Below are 22,888 nucleotides of genomic sequence, written 5' to 3'. Positions count from 1 at the left end.
TCCTACACATTTACTTATACTAGACTAAATTTAATATATTGTGTGTGATAGTTGTCACATCTAATCTCATTCAATACAAGAAAAAAGAAGCCCGGGATTCCCGGACTTCTTATGATTACATAAATTCAGCTGCAAGTTTATCAAAGTGAGCTTGATCTAGTTCCAGATCCGCTTGTGATAAAGGAGTTTCAGAGTAACCTGAAAGCAATTCCTGATAAGACTTGCGCTCTGTGTCCTGGTAGATTAAGCCAGTTACAAGGCCGCTGTGCTTCATAAGAGTCTGCATTGCCATTTCACGGCTTGAGTTGTCATAGCCTTCCACATCGCTAAGCTTTGTCAGGTTTTCTTTAAACCAGTCATATGTGTTGACTTTATTGTATGTAACACATGGACTGAACACGTTAATTAAAGAGAAGCCATCATGCTTGATGCCTGCTTCGATTAACGCTGTCAGATCTTTAAGGTCAGTTGAGAAGCTTTGTGCCACGAAAGTCGCACCTGCTGTTAATGCCATTTCCATTGGAGAAATCGCCTGCTCAATAGAACCTTGAGGAGTAGACTTCGTTTTGAAACCAGCCGCAGAACGCGGTGAAGTCTGGCCTTTTGTTAAACCATAGATTTGGTTATCCATTACGATATAAGTGATGTTCACATTACGGCGGATCGCATGAATCGTATGGCCCATACCGATCGCGAATCCATCTCCGTCACCGCCGGATGCGATAACTGTTAAATCGCGGTTAGCCATTTTCACACCCTGAGCGATCGGTAGTGAACGCCCATGAATGCCGTGGAAACCGTATGAATTGATATAGCCGGAAATACGTCCGGAGCATCCAATGCCTGATACTACAGCTAAGTTCTCCGGCTCTAAACCAACATTTGCTGCCGCACGCTGAATCGCAGCCTGCACGGAGAAGTCTCCACAGCCTGGACACCAGTTTGGTTTTACATTATTTCGAAAGTCTTTAAATGTGGCCATTTAGAACAACTCCTTGCATTTTGTGTGAATTTCATGCGGCAAGAATGGATTTCCGTCGTACTTTAATAGCTTATGTACTTTCTCAGCATGTCCGACGTTCATCTTCATGATGTTCGCTAATTGTCCTGTAGCGTTGTTTTCTACTACAGCGATTTTTTTAGCTGATTTCACAAGCGGCAATAACTCATCCGTTGGGAAAGGATGAATCAGGCGAACTTGTGCATGGTTCACTTTAATACCGTCCTGTTCAAGTCTGCTCATTGCTTCCTCAATTGCACCGCGTGTTGAGTTGAAGCCGACGATCAGCAAGTCTGCTTCTTCATGAGGAGCATTCTTGTGAACAGGTGTATTGAATTTTATATTTTCAATCTTGCGGAAACGCTTATCCATTTGAGCATTGCGGTTTGCAGCTGATTCTGAAGGTTTTCCAGTTTCATCATGCTCCACACCCGTCACATGGTGGATTCCGTTTTTCATGCCAGGGATCACTCGAGGTGAAACACCATCTTCTGTAACCTCAAAGCGCTTGAAGTAGCCTTTGTTTTCAATTTCAGGAAGTTCTTCTGTAACAAGCTTTCCTCGACGGATTTCAACTTTGCTGAAATCAAGCGGCTCCACTGTCTGCTTTCCAAGAGAAAGCTGCAGGTCTGAGAGGACAATAACCGGACACTGGTATTCTTCTGCAAGGTTGAAAGCTTCAGCCGTATCATAGAATGCTTCCTGTACAGTACTTGGAGCAAGTACGATTTTTGGAATCTCGCCATGAGTGCCGTAAATCATTGCCATTAAGTCAGATTGCTCCTGCTTTGTAGGTAGTCCTGTAGAAGGGCCCCCACGCTGTGTATCTACGATAACAAGCGGTGTTTCAGTAATTCCTGAAAGGCCGATAGCTTCCATTTTAAGGGAAAGTCCAGGACCTGCAGATGCTGTAATTGAGCGGACACCGGCGTAGTTTGCACCGATTGCCATTGTTACTGCGGCAATTTCATCTTCTGTCTGGATGACAGATCCGCCAAGCGCCGGAAGTTTTTTTATCAGATATTCCATGATTTCGGATGCAGGTGTGATTGGGTAAGCGGCCATGAAGCGGCATCCTCCTGCAAGAGCACCAAGAGCGATTGCATCGTTTCCGATCATGAATAAACGCTTCAGTCCGTCAGCTTTTTCAAGCTCCATTAATTCCACATCATCGCTGAGCTTTTCTTTCATGAAATCAAAGCCAGCCTGAATGGCTTCCATGTTTTTATCGACAACCTGCTGTCCTTTTCGCCCAAAAATCTCTTGAACTACTTCTTCAAATACTTTAATATCTAAATTTAGAACTGCACATGTCGCACCAACAGCAACCATGTTTTTCATCAGGGATGTTCCAAGCTCTGTAGCAATCTCTGTAAAAGGTACTGCAAACAAAGCTGCATTCGTATCTTCTGGCTGTTTTGGATCAAATTTCGCATCTGCAATCATGATCCCTTTATCGTGAAGTTCTTTGTAGTTTAAATCGATTGTTTCCTGGTCAAAAGCTACCAGAATATCTAAATCGTCCGAAATAGAACGAATTTGTGACGTGCTGACGCGAATCTTGTTGTTCGTGTGCCCGCCCTTAATACGTGATGAAAAGTGGCGGTAACCGTACAGGTAGTAGCCTAAACGATTTAATGCAATGGAAAAAATCTCCCCGGTACTTTCGATACCTTCCCCTTGCTGTCCTCCAACTTTCCATGAAAGTTGATTGATCATGTCTTACACCCCTTTAGATACGTTAAGAAATTATGTAAAAACGTTTATTTAATTTAAGTGTAGTACTTGTCCAGTCAATCCTGTTATTTCACCATACCTTAAAGGCTATATTCTGGAAGCTGGATGGGTACTAAACGCTTTCAATTCTAGACCTATGTGTCTAAAAAAGCAACCCTTTCTGAATATTTATTGGCTAAAAGATGAATATTTTTTTATTTTTTTGAAAAATACTAAAAAGATTATTTCATTTTGGATTTATCAGGTCTTTCACATCCCTTGATATACAGTTTTTTCACCATTTTCACCTTGGAAATCTGTTATAAAAATTCCGAAATGAAAATTTTTCAGCTTGTATATCAGAATAATATTTTGTTAGTTCATTTATCAGGCTATCGTATTTTCTTGCATCCTCCAAACCTGCAACTCTTCCATCCGTACCGTCAAAATCCGAACCAAAGCCCACATGATTTTCTCCTCCAAGTGAACATACATGTTCAAGATGTCTTAGGATGTCTGTAATCGTGGCTGTTTGTTTTCCTGATAAAAACTCCGTCACAAATGTAATGCCCATCACACTGTCCCGATCAATCAGTGCTTCAATCTGTTCGTTTGATAAATTGCGTGGATTCGGGCACAGCGAATAGCAGTTCGAGTGAGAGGCAAAAGGATAATCCGCCCATTCCATCACATCCCAGAACCCTCGTTCAGAAAGATGGGATACATCGCACCATGCTTTGCTGGCATTTAATTCATAGACCACTTGTTTGCCAAATGAAGAAAGCCCTGCCCCCCTTTCTTCAAGCACTCCATCAGCTGCACAGTTAGCATAATTCCAGGTCAATCCCACTGAAGACACTCCCAGCCTGAGAAGCGTCTTCAATTTAAGCAGATCGCAGCCAACAGCATCACATCCCTCCAGTGTAAGCACTGCCCCTACTTCATCATCCTGCAGCAGGTCGATGTCCCGGCTGCTTCTAATGAGCTTTAATTGCGGGTTGGGTTTAAGCACTTTATCGTAAAACAGATCGGTCATATATAGTGCTGCGTTGAACTTCATTTCTGGATGGACAGATTCAGGAACATATATGGCAAAGCATTGAACTTTTATACTGGAAGCCTGCAGCCCAGCAAGGTTCACCTGAAGACTGCCTGAATTATTAAAGTCAACCTTTCTGTCCATAAACATTTTATATAGGACATCACAATGTGCATCAAATATTTTCATGCTGTTTTCCTCCCTTTTTCTGCATAGCTTTATCTTATTAAAAAAAGAACCTGTTTGCCTATGATGCAAACAGGTTTTAATATTTTTGCACGAATTTATATTTTGCTGACTTATGCATATGACAAAGGATGATTTCCCATTCTGAAGCTTTTGCCTAACGCGGTTCCACAATCAGCTTAATGGCAGTCCGCTCTTCGCCGTCAATCAGGATATCCGTGAATGCAGGGATACAAATTAAATCCACTCCGCTAGGCGCTACGAATCCTCTTGCGATCGCTACTGCCTTAACAGCCTGGTTCAATGCACCCGCACCAATTGCCTGGATTTCCGCACTTCCTCTTTCGCGAAGAACTCCAGCAAGCGCACCAGCTACAGAATTAGGATTAGATTTTGCTGAAACTTTTAATATTTCCATTCCTAGCTCCTCCTCGTTTTACCCCTCCTGTATGCATTGCTCAAAGCGCTGATTCGCCTTCTGTAAAGGCTGAATGCCTTCAGATAAGCAATTACTTTCCGTTCATGCACATCCCGCTTTGATGGAATTTAGCACCAGGTCTATATATCATTCCATTGCTACTATATTCAGCTTAGAATTCACATATTCCGGCTTGGACAAAAAAAGCATGGTTTTAGGCTGAATTTTCTGCAAAAACCAAAAAAACCGCACTCGGACATCCGAATGCAGTTTTTATCAGTTTATGAGTAAAAAGGATGGTCATCATTAATCAAGATCCGGTCAATTTTTTTTGCCAAACCCGTTTTTGGACTCAGCTCAATGAATGCTGCACTTAATTGGGTCCTTCCTTCTTTCGGAACTTCAAACCGAACCGGCAGTCCAGTCAAAAACCTTTTGATTACAGCTTCTTTTTCAACACCAAGGATACCGTCATAAGGGCCTGTCATTCCCACATCAGACATAAAGGCTGTCCCGCCAGGCAAAATACGGTTATCGGCTGTCTGCACGTGTGTATGCGTACCCACGACGGCTGATACCTTTCCATCCAAATACCAGCCCATTGCCTGTTTTTCACTTGTTGCTTCCGCATGAAAATCAACAAAAATGAACGGAGTCCTTTCACGGGCTTCTTTTATCAGTTCATCCGCCTTTTGGAAAGGACAATCACTTGTATTCATAAAAGTCCTGCCCTGAAGGCTGATCACCGCTACTTCCTCTGTATTAAATTTTAAATACACCATGCCTTTTCCAGGATTATTTGAAGGAAAATTGGCCGGACGAACCATATATTTAGCGCGGTCAATGAATTCAAAAATTTCCCGGTTATCCCAGGTATGATTACCGAGAGTTACCGCCTGAGCACCAGCCTCAAGAAAGCTGCGGTAAATCTTTTCCGTAATACCCTTTCCACCCGCTGCATTTTCCCCATTAATAATTGTGATATGCGGGCGGTATTTTTCTTTTAGCTTCGGTACATATTCAGTGATCATATCCCGCCCCTGTGATCCCACTACATCTCCGACAAACAATATATTCATGTCATATCCCTTTCTGTTTTTAAAGATATATGTATTCTTTCCCAGTCATTTTTATTAGTTTAACACAGTTTCCTGCATCAATATAAAGCACACCCGAAAAAGAAATAAAGCGATGCATGAGCATCGCTTTATTTTGCATATTCAACGGCCCTCGTTTCACGGATAACCGTGACCTTGATGTGGCCTGGATAATCAAGTTCCTCTTCAATCTTCTTACGGATATCCCTTGCCAAACGATGAGCTTCAAGGTCATCAATTTGTTCAGGTTTAACCATAATGCGAATTTCGCGTCCTGCCTGAATGGCAAAAGATTTTTCAACGCCATCATAGGATTCTGAAATCTCTTCAAGCTTTTCCAGACGGCGAATATAGTTCTCAAGCGTCTCTCTTCTTGCTCCAGGTCTTGCTGCTGATAAAGCATCAGCTGCAGCGACAAGTACGGCAATGATCGATGTAGGCTCTGTGTCACCATGGTGGGAAGCGATACTGTTGATGACAACAGGATGCTCCTTATACTTAGTGGCAAGCTCCACACCTATTTCAACATGGCTTCCTTCCACCTCATGGTCGATTGCTTTACCGATATCATGAAGCAATCCTGCACGGCGGGCCAATGTTTCGTCCTGTCCTAATTCGGCAGCCAGCAAACCTGAAAGCTGAGCCACTTCCATTGAATGCTTTAACACATTCTGACCGTAGCTTGTACGGAATTTTAAACGGCCAAGAATTTTGATTAAATCTGGATGCAGACCGTGAACACCAACCTCGAAAGTAGTTTGTTCACCGATTTCACGGATGTGTTCATCCACTTCACGGCGGGCCTTATCAACCATTTCCTCAATTCGGGCTGGATGGATGCGTCCGTCCTGAACCAGTTTGTCTAAAGCTAAGCGTGCAGTCTCACGGCGAATCGGATCAAAACCGGATAAAATAACCGCTTCCGGCGTATCATCGATTATGAGATCAATTCCAGTCAGAGTTTCCAGAGTACGGATATTACGGCCTTCACGGCCAATAATGCGCCCTTTCATCTCATCATTTGGCAGATTGACAACTGATACAGTAGTTTCTGCTACATGATCCGCTGCACATCTTTGGATAGCCAGTGACAAGATTTCTTTCGCTTTCTTATCTGCGTCCTCTTTCGCTCTAGTCTCGCTCTCTTTTACCATAATAGCGACATCGTGAGCCACTTCCTGCTCCGTGCGCTCTAAAATGATGGACTTTGCCTCTTCACGAGTCAAGCCTGAGATACGTTCCAGCTCAGCTTGCTGCTCTTTAATCATCTCGTCCACTTTGCTTTCCATCTCTTCAATATGCTGTTGTCTTTTGCTAAGAGAATCGTCCCTCTTTTCTAAAAGCACTTCACGTTTATCTAACGTTTCATCTTTACGATCAAGGTTCTCTTCTCTTTGCATTAAGCGATTTTCTTGTTTTTGCAGTTCATTTCTTCGATCACGAATTTCACTTTCCGCATCTGTGCGAAGCTTGTGAATTTCATCTTTCGCTTCAAGCAGGGCTTCTTTCTTCGTAGCCTCAGCTTCTCGCTTTGCGTCTTCCAAAATCTGCTCAGCAGCATCTTTAGCTCCTGCAATTTTTGCTTCGGCAATAGATTTGCGAACAAAATAGCCAACAATAGCACCGACGATTAGGCCAAGCAAAATGGAGATGATTGCTGTTACTAGATCCATCATTTCACCTCCTCTTGCTATGAACTTGTTTGTGTTACGTTTTTTAAAGTGTCGGCATGTACATTGTCCAATTCAACATACAGCACTAAGGCTTTTAAACGTTTCAATCTTAAAAAAGCATTGGGCATCCATTTTGGGCTGGCATTATATTAACGTATGAATAGCCAATGGAGCCTGGAGCCAGACAATGTCTAACTCAATAAGAATTTCTTTACATATAAAATGTAAAATATACATTTTTAATTGTAAGGCTGTGGAATTTTATTGTCAAGGGTTTGTCCTAAAGGCTTTTCTTAATATTTCGATTGGTTTGAACTCTTAATAATTATAAGCAAGTTTTGGCTATAATAAAAAATGCTTAGTGAATCACTTATTATCCATAAGAAAAGCAAAGCCGCCCGGGCTTTGCTTTTTCTTAGTATTAATCGATAAGCTCGAATTCTTCCTGCTCTTCGTCTCCGCTGATTACTTTATCTTCGTCAAGTCCGTAGTGTTCACGGATTTGTTTTTGGATAGTGAGGCGAATTTCCGGGTTTTCTTTTAGGAATACTTTGGCGTTTTCACGGCCTTGGCCTAAGCGCTCTTCGTTAAATGAGTACCATGAACCGCTCTTTTGGACAATATCCAGTTCAGATCCAAGATCGATGATTTCGCCTTCCTTCGAGATTCCTTCACCGTACATGATATCTACTTCCGCTACTCTGAATGGAGGAGCGACTTTGTTTTTGACAACTTTGATCTTTGTCTTATTACCAACCATTTCATTGCCCTGCTTAAGGGTTTCTGCACGGCGCACTTCAAGACGGACAGAAGAGTAGAATTTCAATGCGCGTCCGCCAGGAGTGGTTTCAGGATTCCCGAACATAACTCCGACTTTTTCACGAATCTGGTTAATGAAAATCGCAATGGTTTTAGATTTGTTGATTGCACCTGATAGTTTACGAAGTGCCTGGGACATAAGGCGGGCCTGCAAACCAACATGGGAGTCACCCATTTCCCCTTCAATTTCAGCCTTTGGCACAAGAGCTGCAACAGAGTCAATTACCAGGATATCAACAGCGCCGCTTCGAACAAGAGCTTCTGCAATTTCAAGCGCCTGCTCACCTGTATCCGGCTGGGAAAGAAGAAGCTCATCAATATTTACACCAAGCTTTTGTGCATAAACAGGGTCTAGAGCATGTTCAGCATCGATAAAAGCAGCTTGTCCTCCGCTTGCCTGAACCTCTGCAATTGCATGCAGGGCAACTGTTGTTTTACCTGAGCTCTCAGGTCCATAAATTTCAATAATACGTCCTCTTGGGTAGCCGCCTACCCCAAGAGCTGCATCAAGGGCAAGGGATCCGCTTGGTGCAGTGGAAATTTTGCGGTCAGTCTGTTCACCAAGCTTCATGATAGAACCTTTACCAAATTGCTTTTCTATTTGTTTTAACGCCATTTCAAGAGCTGCTTGACGATCACTCACTAATAGTTCCTCCTTTTATATAGACGAATCTATCTTTTGATTAGATTCGTTTTGTCTCATCTCAAATCCTAACTCTACTATAAACCTTTTCAATGCATTTGTCGAGCAAAAAGTCGAACATCCATTCGTTTTTTTTCACCGGGACGTTTTGCCCGAAAATATTAATTCATGCGGAGGAAAATGAAATTTTCAGGTGTGAATCAATAGAAGAAATAGCATTTTGATAAGAATTCTGCCTATTTTTCAGGCTATTAAAAAATCAGAACGCTTTTAGGCGCTCTGACTTTCTTTTAATGCTTTTATAAGAAAATGGCAGCCGTATTTTACCGTACGGACCCGGTTTGCTGCCCTGGTTCCCCCAAGGTTCAGCTTTTCAGTCTGGACTGGCTTTCCTTTTATCCAGATGCCTATATATACGGTTCCCACCGGGTTGCCTTCCAGTTCGTCAGGACCTGCAACACCTGTGAAGCTGATCCCGATATCTGAGTTAGTCAGACTTGCGACATTCACAGCAAGCTCTGCTGCACACTGAGCACTGACGACCCCGTCGTTATCAATCGTTTCTTTGCGGACTTTTAACACTTCAGCCTTAACTTCGTTTGTATAACAAACCACTCCGCCTTTTAGAAGACCGCCTGCTCCCGGAATAGAGGTAAACTCCTGCTGGAACATCCCTCCTGTTAAACTCTCAGCAGCGGAAATAGTCATATTGTTTTCCTTGATCAGCTTGGTAAGCTCATGCATCAAGGAAGTGTCATCATAGCCATAGAAAAATTCTCCGACACGGTCGAGGATCTTGGCTTCAGTTTCATCCATCAGCATCATGGCCGTGTTAGACTGACTATGCTTTGCTGTGAGCCTCAGTGTAACTTCCCCATCAGATGCAAGCGGGGCAATGGTTGGATTACTCTGCGCATCGATAATATCTTCAATCTCCGTTTCCAGCATGGCTTCTCCAATCCCGAAGAAGTGCAGCACCCGGGAAACAATCACATCCTCGGTGCCCAGCTTGGATTGCAGGGCTGGAAAGGCATGTTTGAGGAACATTGGCTCCATCTCATTTGGCGGACCCGGAAGAAGCATAAAAACATGCCGGCCACTATCGTCAATCATTCCGGGTGCCATTCCATGCTCGTTAGGAAGCACTTGCGCATCCTTAAGAACCAGGGCCTGTTTTTTATTATTCTCAGTCATCTCTCTGTTGGTGCGTTTAAAATAAAGCTGTATAGATTCAAGCGCCTGTTCGTCCATGACGAGCTCTTTGCCAAGATGGCGGGCAATCGTTTCTTTCGTTAAATCATCCTTTGTCGGTCCCAGTCCGCCCGTGAAGACGATCAGGTCAGAACGGCCTTCGGCAATTTTGATCACCGATTTAAGGCGCTCGGGATTATCTCCAACCACTGTATGGTAAAAAACGTTAATGCCCAGTTCTGCAAGCTGCCGGGACAGAAAGCGGGCATTTGTATTAACTATTTGTCCAAGTAAAAGCTCAGACCCGACAGCTATAATTTCAGCATTCATTCAAAAGCCCCCTTCTGGGTAAAGTAATTATTTTGAGTTAATGAAGGCCTGCTTGTTTTTAGCAAAGTAGTCCCAGCCGGACCAGATCGTAAAGAACATCGCAACCCAAAGGGCAATCAGGTCAAACCGGATTGAAACCATTTCAAAAATAATATTATGTAAAAGCAGTGCAGAAATGGCCACGATTTGTGCCCAGGTTTTGATTTTGCCAAGCTGATTCGCTGCGACTACTTCTCCTTCCCCCGCCAGAACAAGCCTTAAACCTGTTACAGCAAATTCCCGGCTGATTATTATAATGACAATCCATGATGGAGCCAGACCAAGATCAACCAGAACAATTAATGCTGCAGAGACGAGAAGCTTGTCTGCAAGCGGATCAAGAAACTTGCCCAGGTTTGTAACCAGATTGTACTTGCGGGCAAAGTAGCCGTCGACCCAATCGGTAACTGAAGCAATAATAAAAATAAGAGCTCCAATCAGATGGGTAACGGGCATTTCAGCTCCTAACAACTCTACATTTCCCCATGAAAGAGGGATGAGCATAACGAGCAGAAATATTGGTATCAGCAAGATACGGGACACTGTAATTTTATTTGGCAGATTCATGTTTTACCTCCAAGTATTATAAATGAAGCTTCTTGCAGAAAAAGTTTAAGACAATTGCTCAATCCTTTTACTGATAATTTTTACATAAAAAGCGAAAATAGTCATCTAAAGATGACTATTCGTTCTTCGGCGCGTACTTTATGGTTATATCCTGCTTGACGGATTGTGAAGGCGGCACCTTATACTCAATTTTTTCGCCATTTACATAGATTTCAGTTTGAGTCGAATTTCCGACTACAATGGAAGCTTCCGTTTCCTTTGAAAAGTCTACCTTCTGGCTTTTCGTTCCATTCGAAGTCAGCATTCCCTGGAAGAGGGAATCCCCTTTGCCGTTCTTGATATTCACCCAAGTTTCTCCTGTAGACAAAACCTCCAGTTCAAACTTGTCCGCATTTTTCAATTCATAAACCGTTCCATTTACGCTGGATTGCACCACAGCAACCTCCTGCTTTGGCGCTTCCTCGGCTTCCTGTTCCTCAGAATTATCCTCAGCAGTCTCTTTGTCAGCAGATTCTTCTTTCTTACCTGCTGATTCATCTTTATCATTTTCATCTTTTTTACTATCAGCAAGGTTTTCAGACTCTTCTATGACCGTCTGCCCATCTGTCCGATCTGATGGCTTTTCATCATTATCCGCCTGATCTTTGGCCCCAAGGAAATTATAAAGGACCGCGATGAGACCAATTATAAAGACACCAATGAGTACCTTTGGAAGAATATCGAATACCTTTGAAGTCCTGCCCGATAAATCTTTTCTGGATTGAACACGGGAAAGCTTTTCCGGAATATCATCATCCACCTGTGCCGGAATGTCATTTTTATACTGCTCGAAAATTTCTTCCGGCTCAATTCCAACCGCTTCAGCATATTGCTTTATAAATGCCCTGACATAAAACTTTCCGGGCATCATGCTATAATCGCCCTCTTCAATTCCCATCAAATAGCGCTTTTGTATTTTTGTGACCTTCTGCAGATCGTCAAGGCTCATATCTTTAGCCAGCCGCGCTTCTTTTAAACGATTGCCTAGTTCTGTCAATTTACAACACCTTCCAACTTACTAAAAATCAAAGCCTCCAAAATCAGATTCCGAGAACATATTGTTTTTCTCTACTACATCATAAGTAATCTCTTCCTCAGGATCATGACGGAGCTCAATAATATAATCAAAATCATTAAGAGAGTATTCAGTGTTTTGCACAAAAATATCCGGATGCTCAACTACCTTTACTGCAGGAAGGCGCATAATTTCCCGGACAAGCTGCCAGTGCCGTTCGTTTGCACGTCTGGTTGAGACAATTCCGTCTATTATGAACAAATTGTTTTCATTGTACTCATCCTCGATCAGCTGGTTGCGTATCGTCTGCTTAAGCAGAGTGGATGAAACAAATAGCCATCGTTTGTTCGCACAGACACTTGAAGCGACAATGGATTCTGTCTTTCCAACCCTTGGCATTCCTCTGATCCCTATTAGCTTGTGCCCTTCCTGTTTAAATAATTCGGCCATGAAATCGACCAGCAGACCAAGCTCATCCCTTACAAACCTAAACGTTTTCTTGTCATCTGCATCCCTTTGAATGTATCTTCCATGGCGCACGGCAAGACGGTCTCTGAGTTTAGGCTCCCGTAGCTTGATCACTTTAATCGTATCCATTGTATTAAGAATAGACTTTAAGCGTTCAATCTGTTCGTGGTCTTTAGCCAAGATCAGCAAGCCTCTTCGGCCTTCATCCACACCATTGATCGTGACAATATTAATTGAAAGCATACCCAGCAGGGAAGAAATGTCACCAAGCAAGCCGGGACGATTCTTTTGGATTTCATATTCCAAATACCATTCTGTTTTCTCCACCGGAAAACCTCCTCCTGCATGATGCGCACCTATTTGCGCATTTTATATGTATATATATAACTTTTGGTTATGTAAATTTTTATTAAACTTATCCTAAATTTTCATCTAGGTTCTATAATATATGATTTTTTACTAATATGAAAGAAAAAACCCGTTTGGCCGTGAAGGAAATCTTTCTGGGGGAAAAACGAAAAGAGAGGATTTCCTCTCTTTTCGCTGATTGCTATAAAATTCTTAGTGAGTACCGTCATTTTGAACAAGCTTTACCATTATATTTGCAATGGCATGCTGCTCTTCCGGACTTGCTACGGACCAAAGATCAGCAAGGATTTTTTCCTGGTCATTCTTTGGCTCAACCTGCTTGGCTAAATAATCGCCAATTTGAAAAGCAAGGTCATTTACAGTTTCCTTATTCATTCCCTGATCCATTCCCTGATGAAGACGATCGCCAAGGAAATCTTTCCACTGCTGCCAGTTATCTAGTACAGACATAATTTTGCCTCCTTTAAATGTTGTACAATTATATTGTGCTTAGGGGCTGAGTAAAATATGCATGCACTAATAGACATAACCAAAAAACAAGTGACACTTTTTTGAACATTTGGGAGTTACGTATACCAGCCGCCATTTACAGCCAAGACCTGTCCGGTAATATAGGTTGCCTTTTCTGAAAGAAGGAAGGAAACGGAGTTGGCAATGTCAGCAGGCAGTGCAAGCCTGCCCATGGGAATGCCGCTTTTAACGGCATCGAGCTCTTCTTCAGTAAAATCATTCAGCATGGCGGTCTCGACGGCACCTGGTGCAACAGCATTAACCCTCACCCCGCTTAAGGCAACTTCCTTGCTTAAAGCTTTGGCAAAAGCAATTTGTGCACCCTTTGCTGCTGAGTATGCAACTTCACAAGCCGCACCCGTCTGGCCCCATATAGAGGAAATAACTACGACATTCCCGCTGCCCTTTGAAATAAGTTTTGGCAGAAGCTCTTTGGTCAGCAGGAGCGGTGAGGTCACATGAAGATTCATCAGCGACTCTGTTTCCTTTTCCGGCAATTCCGTAAGAAGTCCATATTGTGCTGACCCGCTATTATGGATAATGGCATCAAGAGAGAAGATATTTGGTATAATCTTTTTATAGCCGCCTTGTACAGACAGGTCAGCCTTGATCGGAATATATTCTCCGTCAAAGGTCTGCAGGCGGTCCAGCAGACTGTTTATACTCTGCTTGTTTTGATTGTAATGCAAATAAAGTGAATAGCCTTCCTCCGCCAGTTTGATGCTGATTGCCTGGCCGATTCCTCCGCTCGCTCCAGTTATTAACGCAAATTTTCTCATTTCATACACTCCTCAAAAAAAGCAAAGCGCCTTTTATGGCGCTCTGCTGAAACAGCTTTTTATTTCTTAGGCACAACCTGACAAACCGTAAACCGTTCTTCGCTTATCAAATTACCAGCCGCATTTTCCACATCCTCAAGTGTAATGCTTTCAAGCGTCGGCACTACATCAAACAAATCCATCTCATTAAAAGCATACCGGGTAAATTGATTGGCAATATATTCAGGAGAATTGACAGCACGCAGGAATGCGCCTATTTTCTTCTTCTTTGTCCGATCCAGTGTTTCCTGTGAAACAGCTCCCTTTTCCCTCGCATCCAGCAGCATCTTTTTCAATGTTTCTGCCAAACGGTCAGGATCATTTGTGTCCCCGCCGACCATGGCAAAACCAAAGCCCTCTTCCTGTGTATAATCAAAAGAGAACGTGTCATCAATTAATCCTTCATTATACAGTGAGCTGTAGTGCTCAGAGCTTTTACCGAATAGGATATCCAGAAGCACATTCAGACTCAGCTCATTTTTAAGCATTTCCTTGCCGGATTGGTTTGCATTACTGCTCTTTATCCCAACAAGGCACTTTGATGTCTGGACATTCATCTCAAGCACTTTTTTCTTTTCAGCCGCTTCAGCAGGCTCTTCTTCGAATTGGCGTTTTATTTCAGGCAACTCTTTATAATTCTTCTTGCTTTGATTATTCCTCACCTGGGACATTATCTGATCCGGATCAACGGGTCCGACGATGAACAGAAGCATGTTGCTTGGGTGGTAGAAGGTTTCATAGCATTCATACAGCATATCTTTTGTGATATGGGAAATGGACTCGATCGTACCTGCGATATCGATTTTAACCGGATGGTTTTTGTACATATTTTCGATGAGGCCAAAATATAGACGCCAGTCAGGATTGTCATCATACATGGTAATTTCCTGACCGATGATGCCTTTCTCTTTTTCAACAGTCTTTTCTGTAAAATAAGGATCCTGTACAAAATCAATCAGCGTCTCAAGGTTCAACTCTACATTAGATGTGCTGGAGAATAAATAAGCCGTCCTAGTAAAAGAAGTAAAGGCATTAGCTGATGCTCCCTGCTTACTGAATTGCTGGAATACATCGCCATCTTCTTTTTCAAATAGCTTGTGCTCCAAAAAATGAGCTATCCCATCTGGAACTTTTACAAATTCATCTTTTTCGGGAGGCAGGAAATGATTGTCAATCGAACCATATTTCGTTGTAAACGTGGCATAAGTCTTGTTAAATCCCTTTTTCGGCAAAATATATACATCCAGCCCATTTTCGAGGCTTTCATAATACAGCTCTTCCTGAAGCTGGTCAAAAGTGATTTTTTCCATTACTTCCCCTCCTCCTTTCCTGTCAGGAAATACACTGTATCCAAACTGACCTTCTTAGCTGTTTCGGCAATCTCCTCTTTAGTTACCTTATCCATTTCATCCATCCAGGTTTGAAGCGTAATTTCTTTGCCTGACACAACATTATGATAGAGGACTTCGACAATTCCGCGGGCTGTATCAACAGTCTCCAGAAGCTGATTTTTTATGACTGCTTTGGTCTGCTCCATTTCCTGTTCCGTAAAGTCCCCGTTTTTCATGGCTTCCAGCTGTTCTTTAATAATATTCACTGCCTGGTCATAATTACTGTTATCGATTCCCGACATAACCATCATTAAGCCTTTATGGCTTTCAAGGCGACTGGCTACATAGTATGCGAGACTGGCTTTTTCGCGGACGTTCAAGAACAATTTTGAGTGAGAAAAGCCTCCAAAAATTCCATTGAATACCTGAAGGGCATAATAACCAGGATCACCGTAAACGACATTTGTCCGGTAGCCGATATTAAGTTTCCCCTGCTTCACATCCTGTTCTTCCCTGACTTCATTAACAGATTCCTTGGCTCTTCCTGCAGATGCCGCAGCTGACTGAGGTGTTCTTTCCTCAAAAGATAATAGTTCACCTGCATAGGATTCGGCATCTGCCTCATCCACATCACCTATAACATATAAATCAAGCTCATCCTGCGCCATTGCCTGCTGATAATATTCATAAAGGCTTTCAGGCGTAATTTTGTCCACATCTTCTTTTTCGCCATTCACATGCAGCGCATAAGGCTCATCTTTACACATTTCCTGTACCAGCCGGAAATTCGAATAGCGCATTTTATCATCATAAACGGATTGAATTCGCTGTTTCAGCGTCCTTTTTTCTTTTTCAACCGTATCCTGGTCAAAAGCGACGCCTTGCACATTTGGCTTTGTCAGAATCTCCGATAAAAATTGGAACGCTTTTTTCAATAAAGGAGTTGGGTCTGAGAGAAACTTCTCATTCGCAATTTCAATTGAAATGGTAATGACATGATACTCGCCCTTTTTCGCCAAATCCACAAAAAGAGTTGCACCATATAATTCATCAAGATAAGAGCGAAGCTTTCCGGTTGCAGGGTAAGTCGAACTGCTGCTTTGCAGGACATGCGGCAATAAAGATCTTAATGTAACAGTATCCTTTTCAAGCGGGGCTTTCATTTTCCAAACCAGTGTGTTGGTTTTATATTTCTCTGTTTTAACTACATGAAGCTTATAGCCATTCATGGCTTTTACGGATTCAGAGATTACAGCCATTTCTTTTCCTCCTGTCGGTAAATTGGTGAATCCAAAGTACGGTCAATATGAAGAATAGGGAATATCACCTATATGTAAACACTTTGCTGCTATCTTCTATAATATCCTTTGTATTAAATCATATTCTTACTATACCTTGCCCTATTTCTTTATTTCAAGTTATTGGCTGTATTGGAAGGTTATATAAGAAAATCGGGAAGCTATGCCGATGAATGCTTGCGGATTAACTGCATATCTCCAAATGAGGAACAAAAGATAAGAAGACAGGGTTTCAATAAGCAATAAAAAGCCCCATTTCCAAAAGAAATGAGGGCTTTCCTGTTTAGCGTTTTCCTTTTATATATGGAGTACCAGAGGCTTTTGGAGCATCAGCGCGTCCTATGAAACCAGTTAATGCCAGAATCGTTAAAACATATGGTGCGATGAGAAGATATACATTTGGAATATTCTCCAGGAATGGAAGGCTTGAGCCAATGATACTCAAGCTTTGCGCAAATCCAAAGAATAAAGCCGCACCCATAACACCAAGCGGATGCCATTTACCAAAGATCAATGCTGCTAATGCCATAAAGCCCTGGCCGCTAATTGTTGCATGGCCGAAATCTGAAGAAATGGATTGTGCATACACACCGCCGCCAATTCCTGCTAAGGCACCGGAGATTAATACCCCAATGTATCTCATTCTGGTAACATTAATACCCATTGTATCGGCAGCCATTGGGTGTTCACCAACCGCCCTCAGCCTTAGTCCGAATGGAGTTTTAAACATCACAAACCAGGCAAGGAATGCAACGGCAATCGCTGCAAATGAAGTATAGTATGTGTTTGAGAAAAACAGTTTACCGATTACAGGTATATCGCTTAAAAATGGTATATCCACCTTGCTGAAACCTTTTTGAATGATATCCGTCTGGCCTTTCCCATAAATGAATTTAACAAGGAACAGTGCAGCTCCAATTGCCAGAAGGTTAATCGCAACACCTGAGACTACCTGGTCTGCTCTAAACGTAATAGAAGCAACAGCATGCAGGATGGATAAAAGAGCCCCGACAACCATAGCTGCGAGTAATGCTACCCATGGCGTCATGCTGCCAAATACATCCACGAACGTAAGGTTAAAGACAATGGCAGTGAATGCTCCAATTACCATCAAGCCTTCTAAACCAATATTTACAACACCGGAGCTTTCTGAAAAATTTCCGCCCAATCCAGTGAAAATAAGCGGGGCTGCCCAAAGCAAAGTTGATGGAATAATAATTAATAGGATCTCCATTAAGCCCACTTACTTCACCCCCTTTTTGCTGATACGGTCAATAAAGATGCGAATCATATAGCTTGCTGCAACAAAGAACACTATAAGAGCAATGATAATATCTACCAGTTCATTTGGCACTCCAGCTTCAAGCGGCATGTTTAATGCGCCGACCTTTAAGCTTCCAAATAGCAATGCTGCAAAAATAATTCCGATTGGGCCATTACCGCCTAGAAGTGCAACTGCGATACCGTCAAATCCTACTCCGGTAAAACCGCCCTTGATGGCAGCATATCCGAATGTACCCAAAGCTTCCATCGCACCTGCAAGACCAGCAAATGCTCCTGAGATGACCATTGAAAGAATTATGTTTTTGCTGACGCTCATGCCTGCATATTCAGATGCATGCTGGTTAAAGCCTACAGCTCGCAATTCGTATCCCTTTGATGTTTTTTCTAATAGGAACCACATAATAAACACACAAGCTAAAGCAATTAAAATACCCCAATGCAGACGAGAATAATCAGTTAATCCCTCAAGAAACGGGGAACGCAGTGATGCAGAGTCTGCAATCATCTCAGTACGGTCACTTTTTTCTGAAAGAACTGTACGGATTATATAGTTCGTTACATGCAATGCAACATAGTTCATCATGATCGTGACAATTACTTCATGGACTTTAAACTTGGCTTTCAGCAGTCCTGGAATGAATGCCCATAGCGCACCCGCTGCTGCTGCTGCAAGAACAGCGAGCGGCAGATGGATGAACTTTGGAAGTTCAAATGCAACTCCTACCCAAACAGCTGCTAGCCATCCGACGATCAGCTGTCCTTCAACTCCGATGTTAAATAAGCCTGTACGGAAAGCAAATGCGACTGCCAAACCGGCAAGAATATATGGAGTCACCTGTCTGACTACTTCACCGGTGTAGTAGATTTCTCCGAAAGCACCGTTCCATAGGGCAATAAATGCAGATCCGGCATTATACCCTGTTGCTATCATAATGATTGTACCTACTAATACACCTAGCAGAACGGCAACTAGAGGTACGACAATATTCTTCATGCGATTAGACATGGTTTTCGCCACCCGCTTCCTTCCGTTTAGAACCGGCCATCAATAAACCTAATTCTTGTTCAGTTGTTTGTTTCGGATCAACTACTGCTACAATTTCACCTTCATAAATTACAGCAATACGGTCGCTGACATTCATAATTTCATCCAATTCGAATGAAATTAGCAGCACTGCTTTCCCCTGGTCACGCTGTTCAATCAGACGCTTGTGAATGTATTCAATCGCTCCAACATCTAATCCGCGTGTCGGCTGAGCAGCAATCAGGAGATCTGGATTTCGGTCAATTTCGCGTCCGATTATGGCTTTCTGCTGGTTTCCTCCAGAAAGTGCTCTTGCAAGTGTATATTCACTTGGGGTTCTGACATCGAATTCTTTAATCAGCTTTTTTGCTTTGCTGTAGATTTCTTTAAAGTTCAGAACACCTTTTTTAGAGAATGGAGCTTTGTAATAGGTTTGCAGAACCATATTCTCTCCAATTGGAAAATCGAGGACAAGTCCATGCTTATGACGGTCCTGAGGGATATGACCTACCCCCTTCTCCGTTACCTTACGCGGAGACATATTCATAATTTCCTTGCCATTCAATTTAATTGAACCGCTTTCAGACTTCCTCAAACCTGTGATTGCTTCTATTAACTCAGACTGTCCATTTCCATCTACACCGGCAATACCGACAATTTCCCCGGCCCGTACATTGAGGTTAAGCTTATTAACCACGCCAAGCCCCCGGGAATCTTTTACATGTAAATCCTGAATTTCAAGCACTTGCTCCTGCGGTTTCGAGTCTGTTTTATCCGTTTTAAAAGTAACTTCCCTTCCCACCATTAAGCTGGCAAGTTCATTAGGGTTCGTCTCGCTGACATTAACCGTACCGATACCTACCCCTTTGCGGATTACTGTTACACGATCACAAACTTCCATAATTTCCTTCAGCTTGTGGGTGATTAAAATAATAGATTTGCCTTCCTGGATTAAGGTTTTCATGATCTGAATAAGCTCTTTAATTTCCTGTGGAGTCAGCACAGCAGTAGGCTCATCAAAAATAAGGATTTCCGCTCCCCGATATAGGGTCTTTAAAATCTCTACCCTCTGCTGCATTCCTACAGAAATATCTGAAATTTTCGCCTGAGGGTCTACAGCAAGTCCATATCGCTCGGAAATTTCCCTGACTTCCTTCTCCGCTTTTTTAATATCTATTTTTCCGCTTTTCGTCGTTTCTTTTCCTAGAATAATATTTTCAGTGACGGTGAAACGGTCTACTAGCATAAAATGCTGGTGAACCATCCCGATGCCCAAGTCGTTTGCTATATTTGGATCGGTGATGCGAACCGGTTTTCCTTTAACTTTTATTTCACCTTTTTCAGGCTGATATAAGCCAAAAAGGACGTTCATCAATGTTGATTTGCCCGCACCGTTTTCGCCAAGCAGCGCATGAATTTCACCTTGTTTCAGCTGAAGCGTGATATTATCATTGGCTACGATTCCAGGAAACTCCTTGCGGATGTTGAGCATTTCAATAACATAATCCATTTGTTTCACTCCTTGCTCAAAATATAAGGAAATCATTAGTAGTAAGAGGTCAGACCTTGGCAATTCTTAGAAAAACCTGGCCAAAACGCCAAGTTCCCCTTAAAGAATTGAATAATATAAAGGCATTAAAAATCTAAGTGAAATACAGAATTCTTTCTGTCCTTCAATTAAAATTTTAATTTTTAAAAAAAAGGAATAAGAGGCCGCAGTGCAACCTGCTTATTCCTTGTAAGTTAATTATTCAGCTGAGAAAGAAGCCAGTTCATCTTTTGTAGATGGAACAGTCAGGTCACCACTCTTGATCTTTTCCTGCCATTCTTTAACTGCACCTTCGATCTCTGCTTTTGCAGCTACTTCCGGATTGATAGGAGCAAGGCCTACACCGTCTTCAGCCAATCCGTACGTAGTCGTTTCTCCGCCAGGGAAGCTGCCGTCTTTTGCCTTTGTAGAAAGGTCCTTAACAGCATTGTCAACACGCTTAAGTGCAGATGTAAGGATTACATTGTGCTCTTTGCCATCGATTTCAACTACACCTTCAGCTGTCTGGTCTGAGTCAACACCAATTGCCCAAAGTTCTCTTGCCGGGTCTTTCTTTTTAAGGTCACGAGCTTCCTTAAATAGACCATTGCCTGTTCCGCCAGCAGCATGGAAGATTACGTCTACGCCAGAAGAGTACATTTTCGAAGCAATTGTCTGACCTAATTCAGCTTTATCAAATGCTCCAGCATATTGAACTTCTACTTTAATATCAGGGTTTACAGCTTGAACACCAGCCAGGAATCCAGATTCAAAACGCTCGATAACCGGAATTTCCATACCGCCGATGAAACCAATTTTGTTTTCTTTAGTTGCTTTGGCAGCAGCAACACCTGCAAGGAATGCAGCTTCCTGCTCTTTGAACATGATGCTTGCTACGTTTGGCTGATCGACAACTGCGTCAACTATACCGAAATGCGCATCCTTTTGCTGTTGAGCAATCTCATTGATCGCGCCTTCCATTAGGAAGCCGATACCGAAAACAAGATTAAAATCTTGACGAGCTAATGTATTAAGGTTTGTAGAATAGTCAGCATCTGACTGTGATTGAAGGTAGTCAAATCCGCCTTTTCCTTTTTCAAGGCCATTTTCTTCACCAAATGCCTGTAAACCTTCCCAGGCAGATTGGTTAAATGATTTATCATCTACACCGCCGACATCTGTTACCATTGCTACAGAGAATGCTTTTTCTTTTTCGTCTCCGCCAGCTGTTTCTCCGCCTTTTTCTTCACTTTTGCCGCAAGCACCGAGAATCGTTCCAGCAGCAAGAACTAAAGATAGCGCCAATCCAAATTTACGCTTTTTCAAGGTTGGTACCCCCTAAGAAATTGTTTTTGCATTAGCGGAATGAGTGATTGTGTTTTCGTGTATCCCCCCAAAGCTAGATTCTCTTTCTGAGGACATGGAAACTGAACTTATCAGCTCTGAAATAATTGACCGAATAGAGAATCGGAGTATCCGCTTCATCGAAATGCATCTGCTTCAATACAAGCAATGCGGTTTCCGGGTCACATTCCAGAATAGGTGAAATTTTCTCGTGATAGCCGATAGGCTCGATTTGGGCAACAGCATAGGTGATTTTCCGGTTTGCCTCTTCTTCAAGCATGTTGAGGATCGACTCTTGTTCGTGGGAAAATGTGTCTGGAAGAATATTCTCAGGAACTTTATCCACGCAATAAACGACCGGTTCACCATTTGCAGTTCTTACCCGCTCAATCACAGCAATCTCCTGGTCTAACGAACATGAGAATCTGCGGATATCGTCTTCAGTCGGTCCCATAGTTACAGAACTTAAGAAAACGGTTCCCGGCTTCATCCCTGCCTGCAAAATCATATTTGTGACACTATTAAGCTGTTCGATGCCTGATGTAAAAAGCGGCTTTGCATTGACAAAGGTGCCTACACCGTGACGGCGGATAATTACGTTTTCTTCTTCAAGAATGCGCAACGCCTCCCGCAGTGTAGCTCTGCTAACACCAAGCTGTTTGGCAAGATCAAATTCGGACGGAAGTTTTTCTTTTTCTTTATACACTCCATCTTCAATGTCTTGTTTTAATCGATCGATGACTTGCAAATATAAATGCCGGTTATCTGACTTAATAGACATGCAGGGTTCCTCCAACTTCAGTTCTCAAGACATCAGACCTCTGATGTTCAATCATTCCTACTAATCGAAAATACTATAACACTTTTTACCCAATAAAGAAATAGAAATTTATCAATTTGTCGAAAAAAGGTGAAAAGAACAAAATGTTTGTGAATCCCTCTGTACCAATTCATTTTTTCTGGTATAATACTACTTTGAAAACGATTACATTTTGGTTTTTAGTGATAAATGCACCTGGCAAAAAATCTTATTTTATGATGAGTTGAAAGTACCATACCTCTTTCATTTTATGTAAGCGTTTTTAGTAGTATGGCATATTCCAATACCTTTTTTTTTTGACGTCAATTTTTGGTTATATATC

At 42.3% G+C, this 22,888-nt stretch carries 20 protein-coding genes; all 20 read right to left on the bottom strand.

The window, feature by feature from the left end; all coding sequences use genetic code 11:
* Nucleotides 1-115: 115 nt before the first annotated feature.
* The gene (locus ACEQ1T_RS09890) at nt 116-982 is read right to left on the bottom strand and encodes a 2-oxoacid:ferredoxin oxidoreductase subunit beta (RefSeq protein ID WP_009330663.1); all 867 of its coding nucleotides are present in this window, start codon (nt 980-982) and stop codon (nt 116-118) included.
* Nucleotides 983-2,719 carry a 2-oxoacid:acceptor oxidoreductase subunit alpha gene (locus ACEQ1T_RS09885; protein WP_206836592.1) on the bottom strand — a complete coding sequence of 579 codons (1,737 nt, stop codon included), beginning with the start codon at nt 2,717-2,719 and terminating at the stop codon, nt 983-985.
* Nucleotides 2,720-3,020: 301 nt separating this feature from the next.
* Nucleotides 3,021-3,944, bottom strand: a complete 924-nt coding sequence (locus tag ACEQ1T_RS09880) for a dipeptidase (protein ID WP_206836589.1) — start codon at nt 3,942-3,944, stop codon at nt 3,021-3,023.
* 154 nt (nt 3,945-4,098) lie between these two features.
* Entirely contained in the window at nt 4,099-4,359 is a 261-nt protein-coding gene (gene spoVS / locus ACEQ1T_RS09875; RefSeq protein ID WP_026585459.1) for a stage V sporulation protein SpoVS, read from the bottom strand.
* Nucleotides 4,360-4,640: 281 nt separating this feature from the next.
* Nucleotides 4,641-5,438: a TIGR00282 family metallophosphoesterase gene (locus tag ACEQ1T_RS09870; protein ID WP_206836586.1), complete on the bottom strand. Its 798-nt coding sequence runs from the start codon at nt 5,436-5,438 to the stop codon at nt 4,641-4,643.
* 128 nt (nt 5,439-5,566) lie between these two features.
* Nucleotides 5,567-7,129: a ribonuclease Y gene (gene rny, locus ACEQ1T_RS09865; protein ID WP_206837660.1), complete on the bottom strand. Its 1,563-nt coding sequence runs from the start codon at nt 7,127-7,129 to the stop codon at nt 5,567-5,569.
* Between the two features lie 421 nt (nt 7,130-7,550).
* The gene (recA, locus tag ACEQ1T_RS09860) at nt 7,551-8,591 is read right to left on the bottom strand and encodes a recombinase RecA (protein WP_206836583.1); all 1,041 of its coding nucleotides are present in this window, start codon (nt 8,589-8,591) and stop codon (nt 7,551-7,553) included.
* 270 nt (nt 8,592-8,861) lie between these two features.
* A complete protein-coding gene (locus ACEQ1T_RS09855; protein ID WP_206836580.1) occupies nt 8,862-10,112 on the bottom strand; it encodes a competence/damage-inducible protein A in 1,251 nt (416 codons plus the stop codon).
* A 27-nt stretch (nt 10,113-10,139) separates the two neighbouring features.
* Nucleotides 10,140-10,718, bottom strand: coding sequence for a CDP-diacylglycerol--glycerol-3-phosphate 3-phosphatidyltransferase (gene pgsA / locus ACEQ1T_RS09850; protein ID WP_206836577.1), 579 nt, complete (start codon nt 10,716-10,718; stop codon nt 10,140-10,142).
* Between the two features lie 115 nt (nt 10,719-10,833).
* On the bottom strand, nt 10,834-11,754 hold the full coding sequence (locus ACEQ1T_RS09845) for a helix-turn-helix domain-containing protein (RefSeq protein WP_370222704.1): 921 nt from the start codon (nt 11,752-11,754) through the stop codon (nt 10,834-10,836).
* 21 nt (nt 11,755-11,775) lie between these two features.
* A complete protein-coding gene (locus ACEQ1T_RS09840) occupies nt 11,776-12,567 on the bottom strand; it encodes a YmfK family protein (protein ID WP_159862727.1) in 792 nt (263 codons plus the stop codon).
* 234 nt (nt 12,568-12,801) lie between these two features.
* Nucleotides 12,802-13,059 carry a DUF3243 domain-containing protein gene (locus ACEQ1T_RS09835; RefSeq protein WP_206836571.1) on the bottom strand — a complete coding sequence of 86 codons (258 nt, stop codon included), beginning with the start codon at nt 13,057-13,059 and terminating at the stop codon, nt 12,802-12,804.
* A 116-nt stretch (nt 13,060-13,175) separates the two neighbouring features.
* Entirely contained in the window at nt 13,176-13,898 is a 723-nt protein-coding gene (gene ymfI, locus ACEQ1T_RS09830; RefSeq protein ID WP_370222703.1) for an elongation factor P 5-aminopentanone reductase, read from the bottom strand.
* 59 nt (nt 13,899-13,957) lie between these two features.
* Nucleotides 13,958-15,247, bottom strand: a complete 1,290-nt coding sequence (gene yfmH / locus ACEQ1T_RS09825; RefSeq protein WP_206836561.1) for an EF-P 5-aminopentanol modification-associated protein YfmH — start codon at nt 15,245-15,247, stop codon at nt 13,958-13,960.
* Nucleotides 15,247-16,527, bottom strand: a complete 1,281-nt coding sequence (gene yfmF / locus ACEQ1T_RS09820; RefSeq protein WP_370222701.1) for an EF-P 5-aminopentanol modification-associated protein YfmF — start codon at nt 16,525-16,527, stop codon at nt 15,247-15,249. Before yfmF ends, yfmH begins: the two co-directional genes overlap by 1 nt.
* 322 nt (nt 16,528-16,849) lie before the next feature.
* Nucleotides 16,850-17,809, bottom strand: a complete 960-nt coding sequence (locus ACEQ1T_RS09815) for an ABC transporter permease (protein WP_009330679.1) — start codon at nt 17,807-17,809, stop codon at nt 16,850-16,852.
* The gene (locus ACEQ1T_RS09810; RefSeq protein WP_206836555.1) at nt 17,810-18,856 is read right to left on the bottom strand and encodes an ABC transporter permease; all 1,047 of its coding nucleotides are present in this window, start codon (nt 18,854-18,856) and stop codon (nt 17,810-17,812) included. It lies immediately after the preceding gene.
* Nucleotides 18,849-20,384, bottom strand: a complete 1,536-nt coding sequence (locus tag ACEQ1T_RS09805; protein WP_370222699.1) for an ABC transporter ATP-binding protein — start codon at nt 20,382-20,384, stop codon at nt 18,849-18,851. Before ACEQ1T_RS09805 ends, ACEQ1T_RS09810 begins: the two co-directional genes overlap by 8 nt.
* Nucleotides 20,385-20,621: 237 nt before the next feature.
* Nucleotides 20,622-21,728 (bottom strand): BMP family protein, encoded by a 1,107-nt coding sequence (locus tag ACEQ1T_RS09800; RefSeq protein WP_206836549.1) that lies wholly within the window; start codon nt 21,726-21,728, stop codon nt 20,622-20,624.
* Nucleotides 21,729-21,801: 73 nt separating this feature from the next.
* Nucleotides 21,802-22,527 (bottom strand): GntR family transcriptional regulator, encoded by a 726-nt coding sequence (locus tag ACEQ1T_RS09795; RefSeq protein ID WP_113881995.1) that lies wholly within the window; start codon nt 22,525-22,527, stop codon nt 21,802-21,804.
* Between the last annotated feature and the right edge of the window lie 361 nt (nt 22,528-22,888).

The organism is Cytobacillus sp. (genome assembly GCF_964223445.1).
Lineage (GTDB): Bacteria > Bacillota > Bacilli > Bacillales > Cytobacillaceae > Cytobacillus.
Note: the sequence above shows the minus strand (reverse complement) of the source record. Positions and strands in the feature narration are given on the sequence as shown.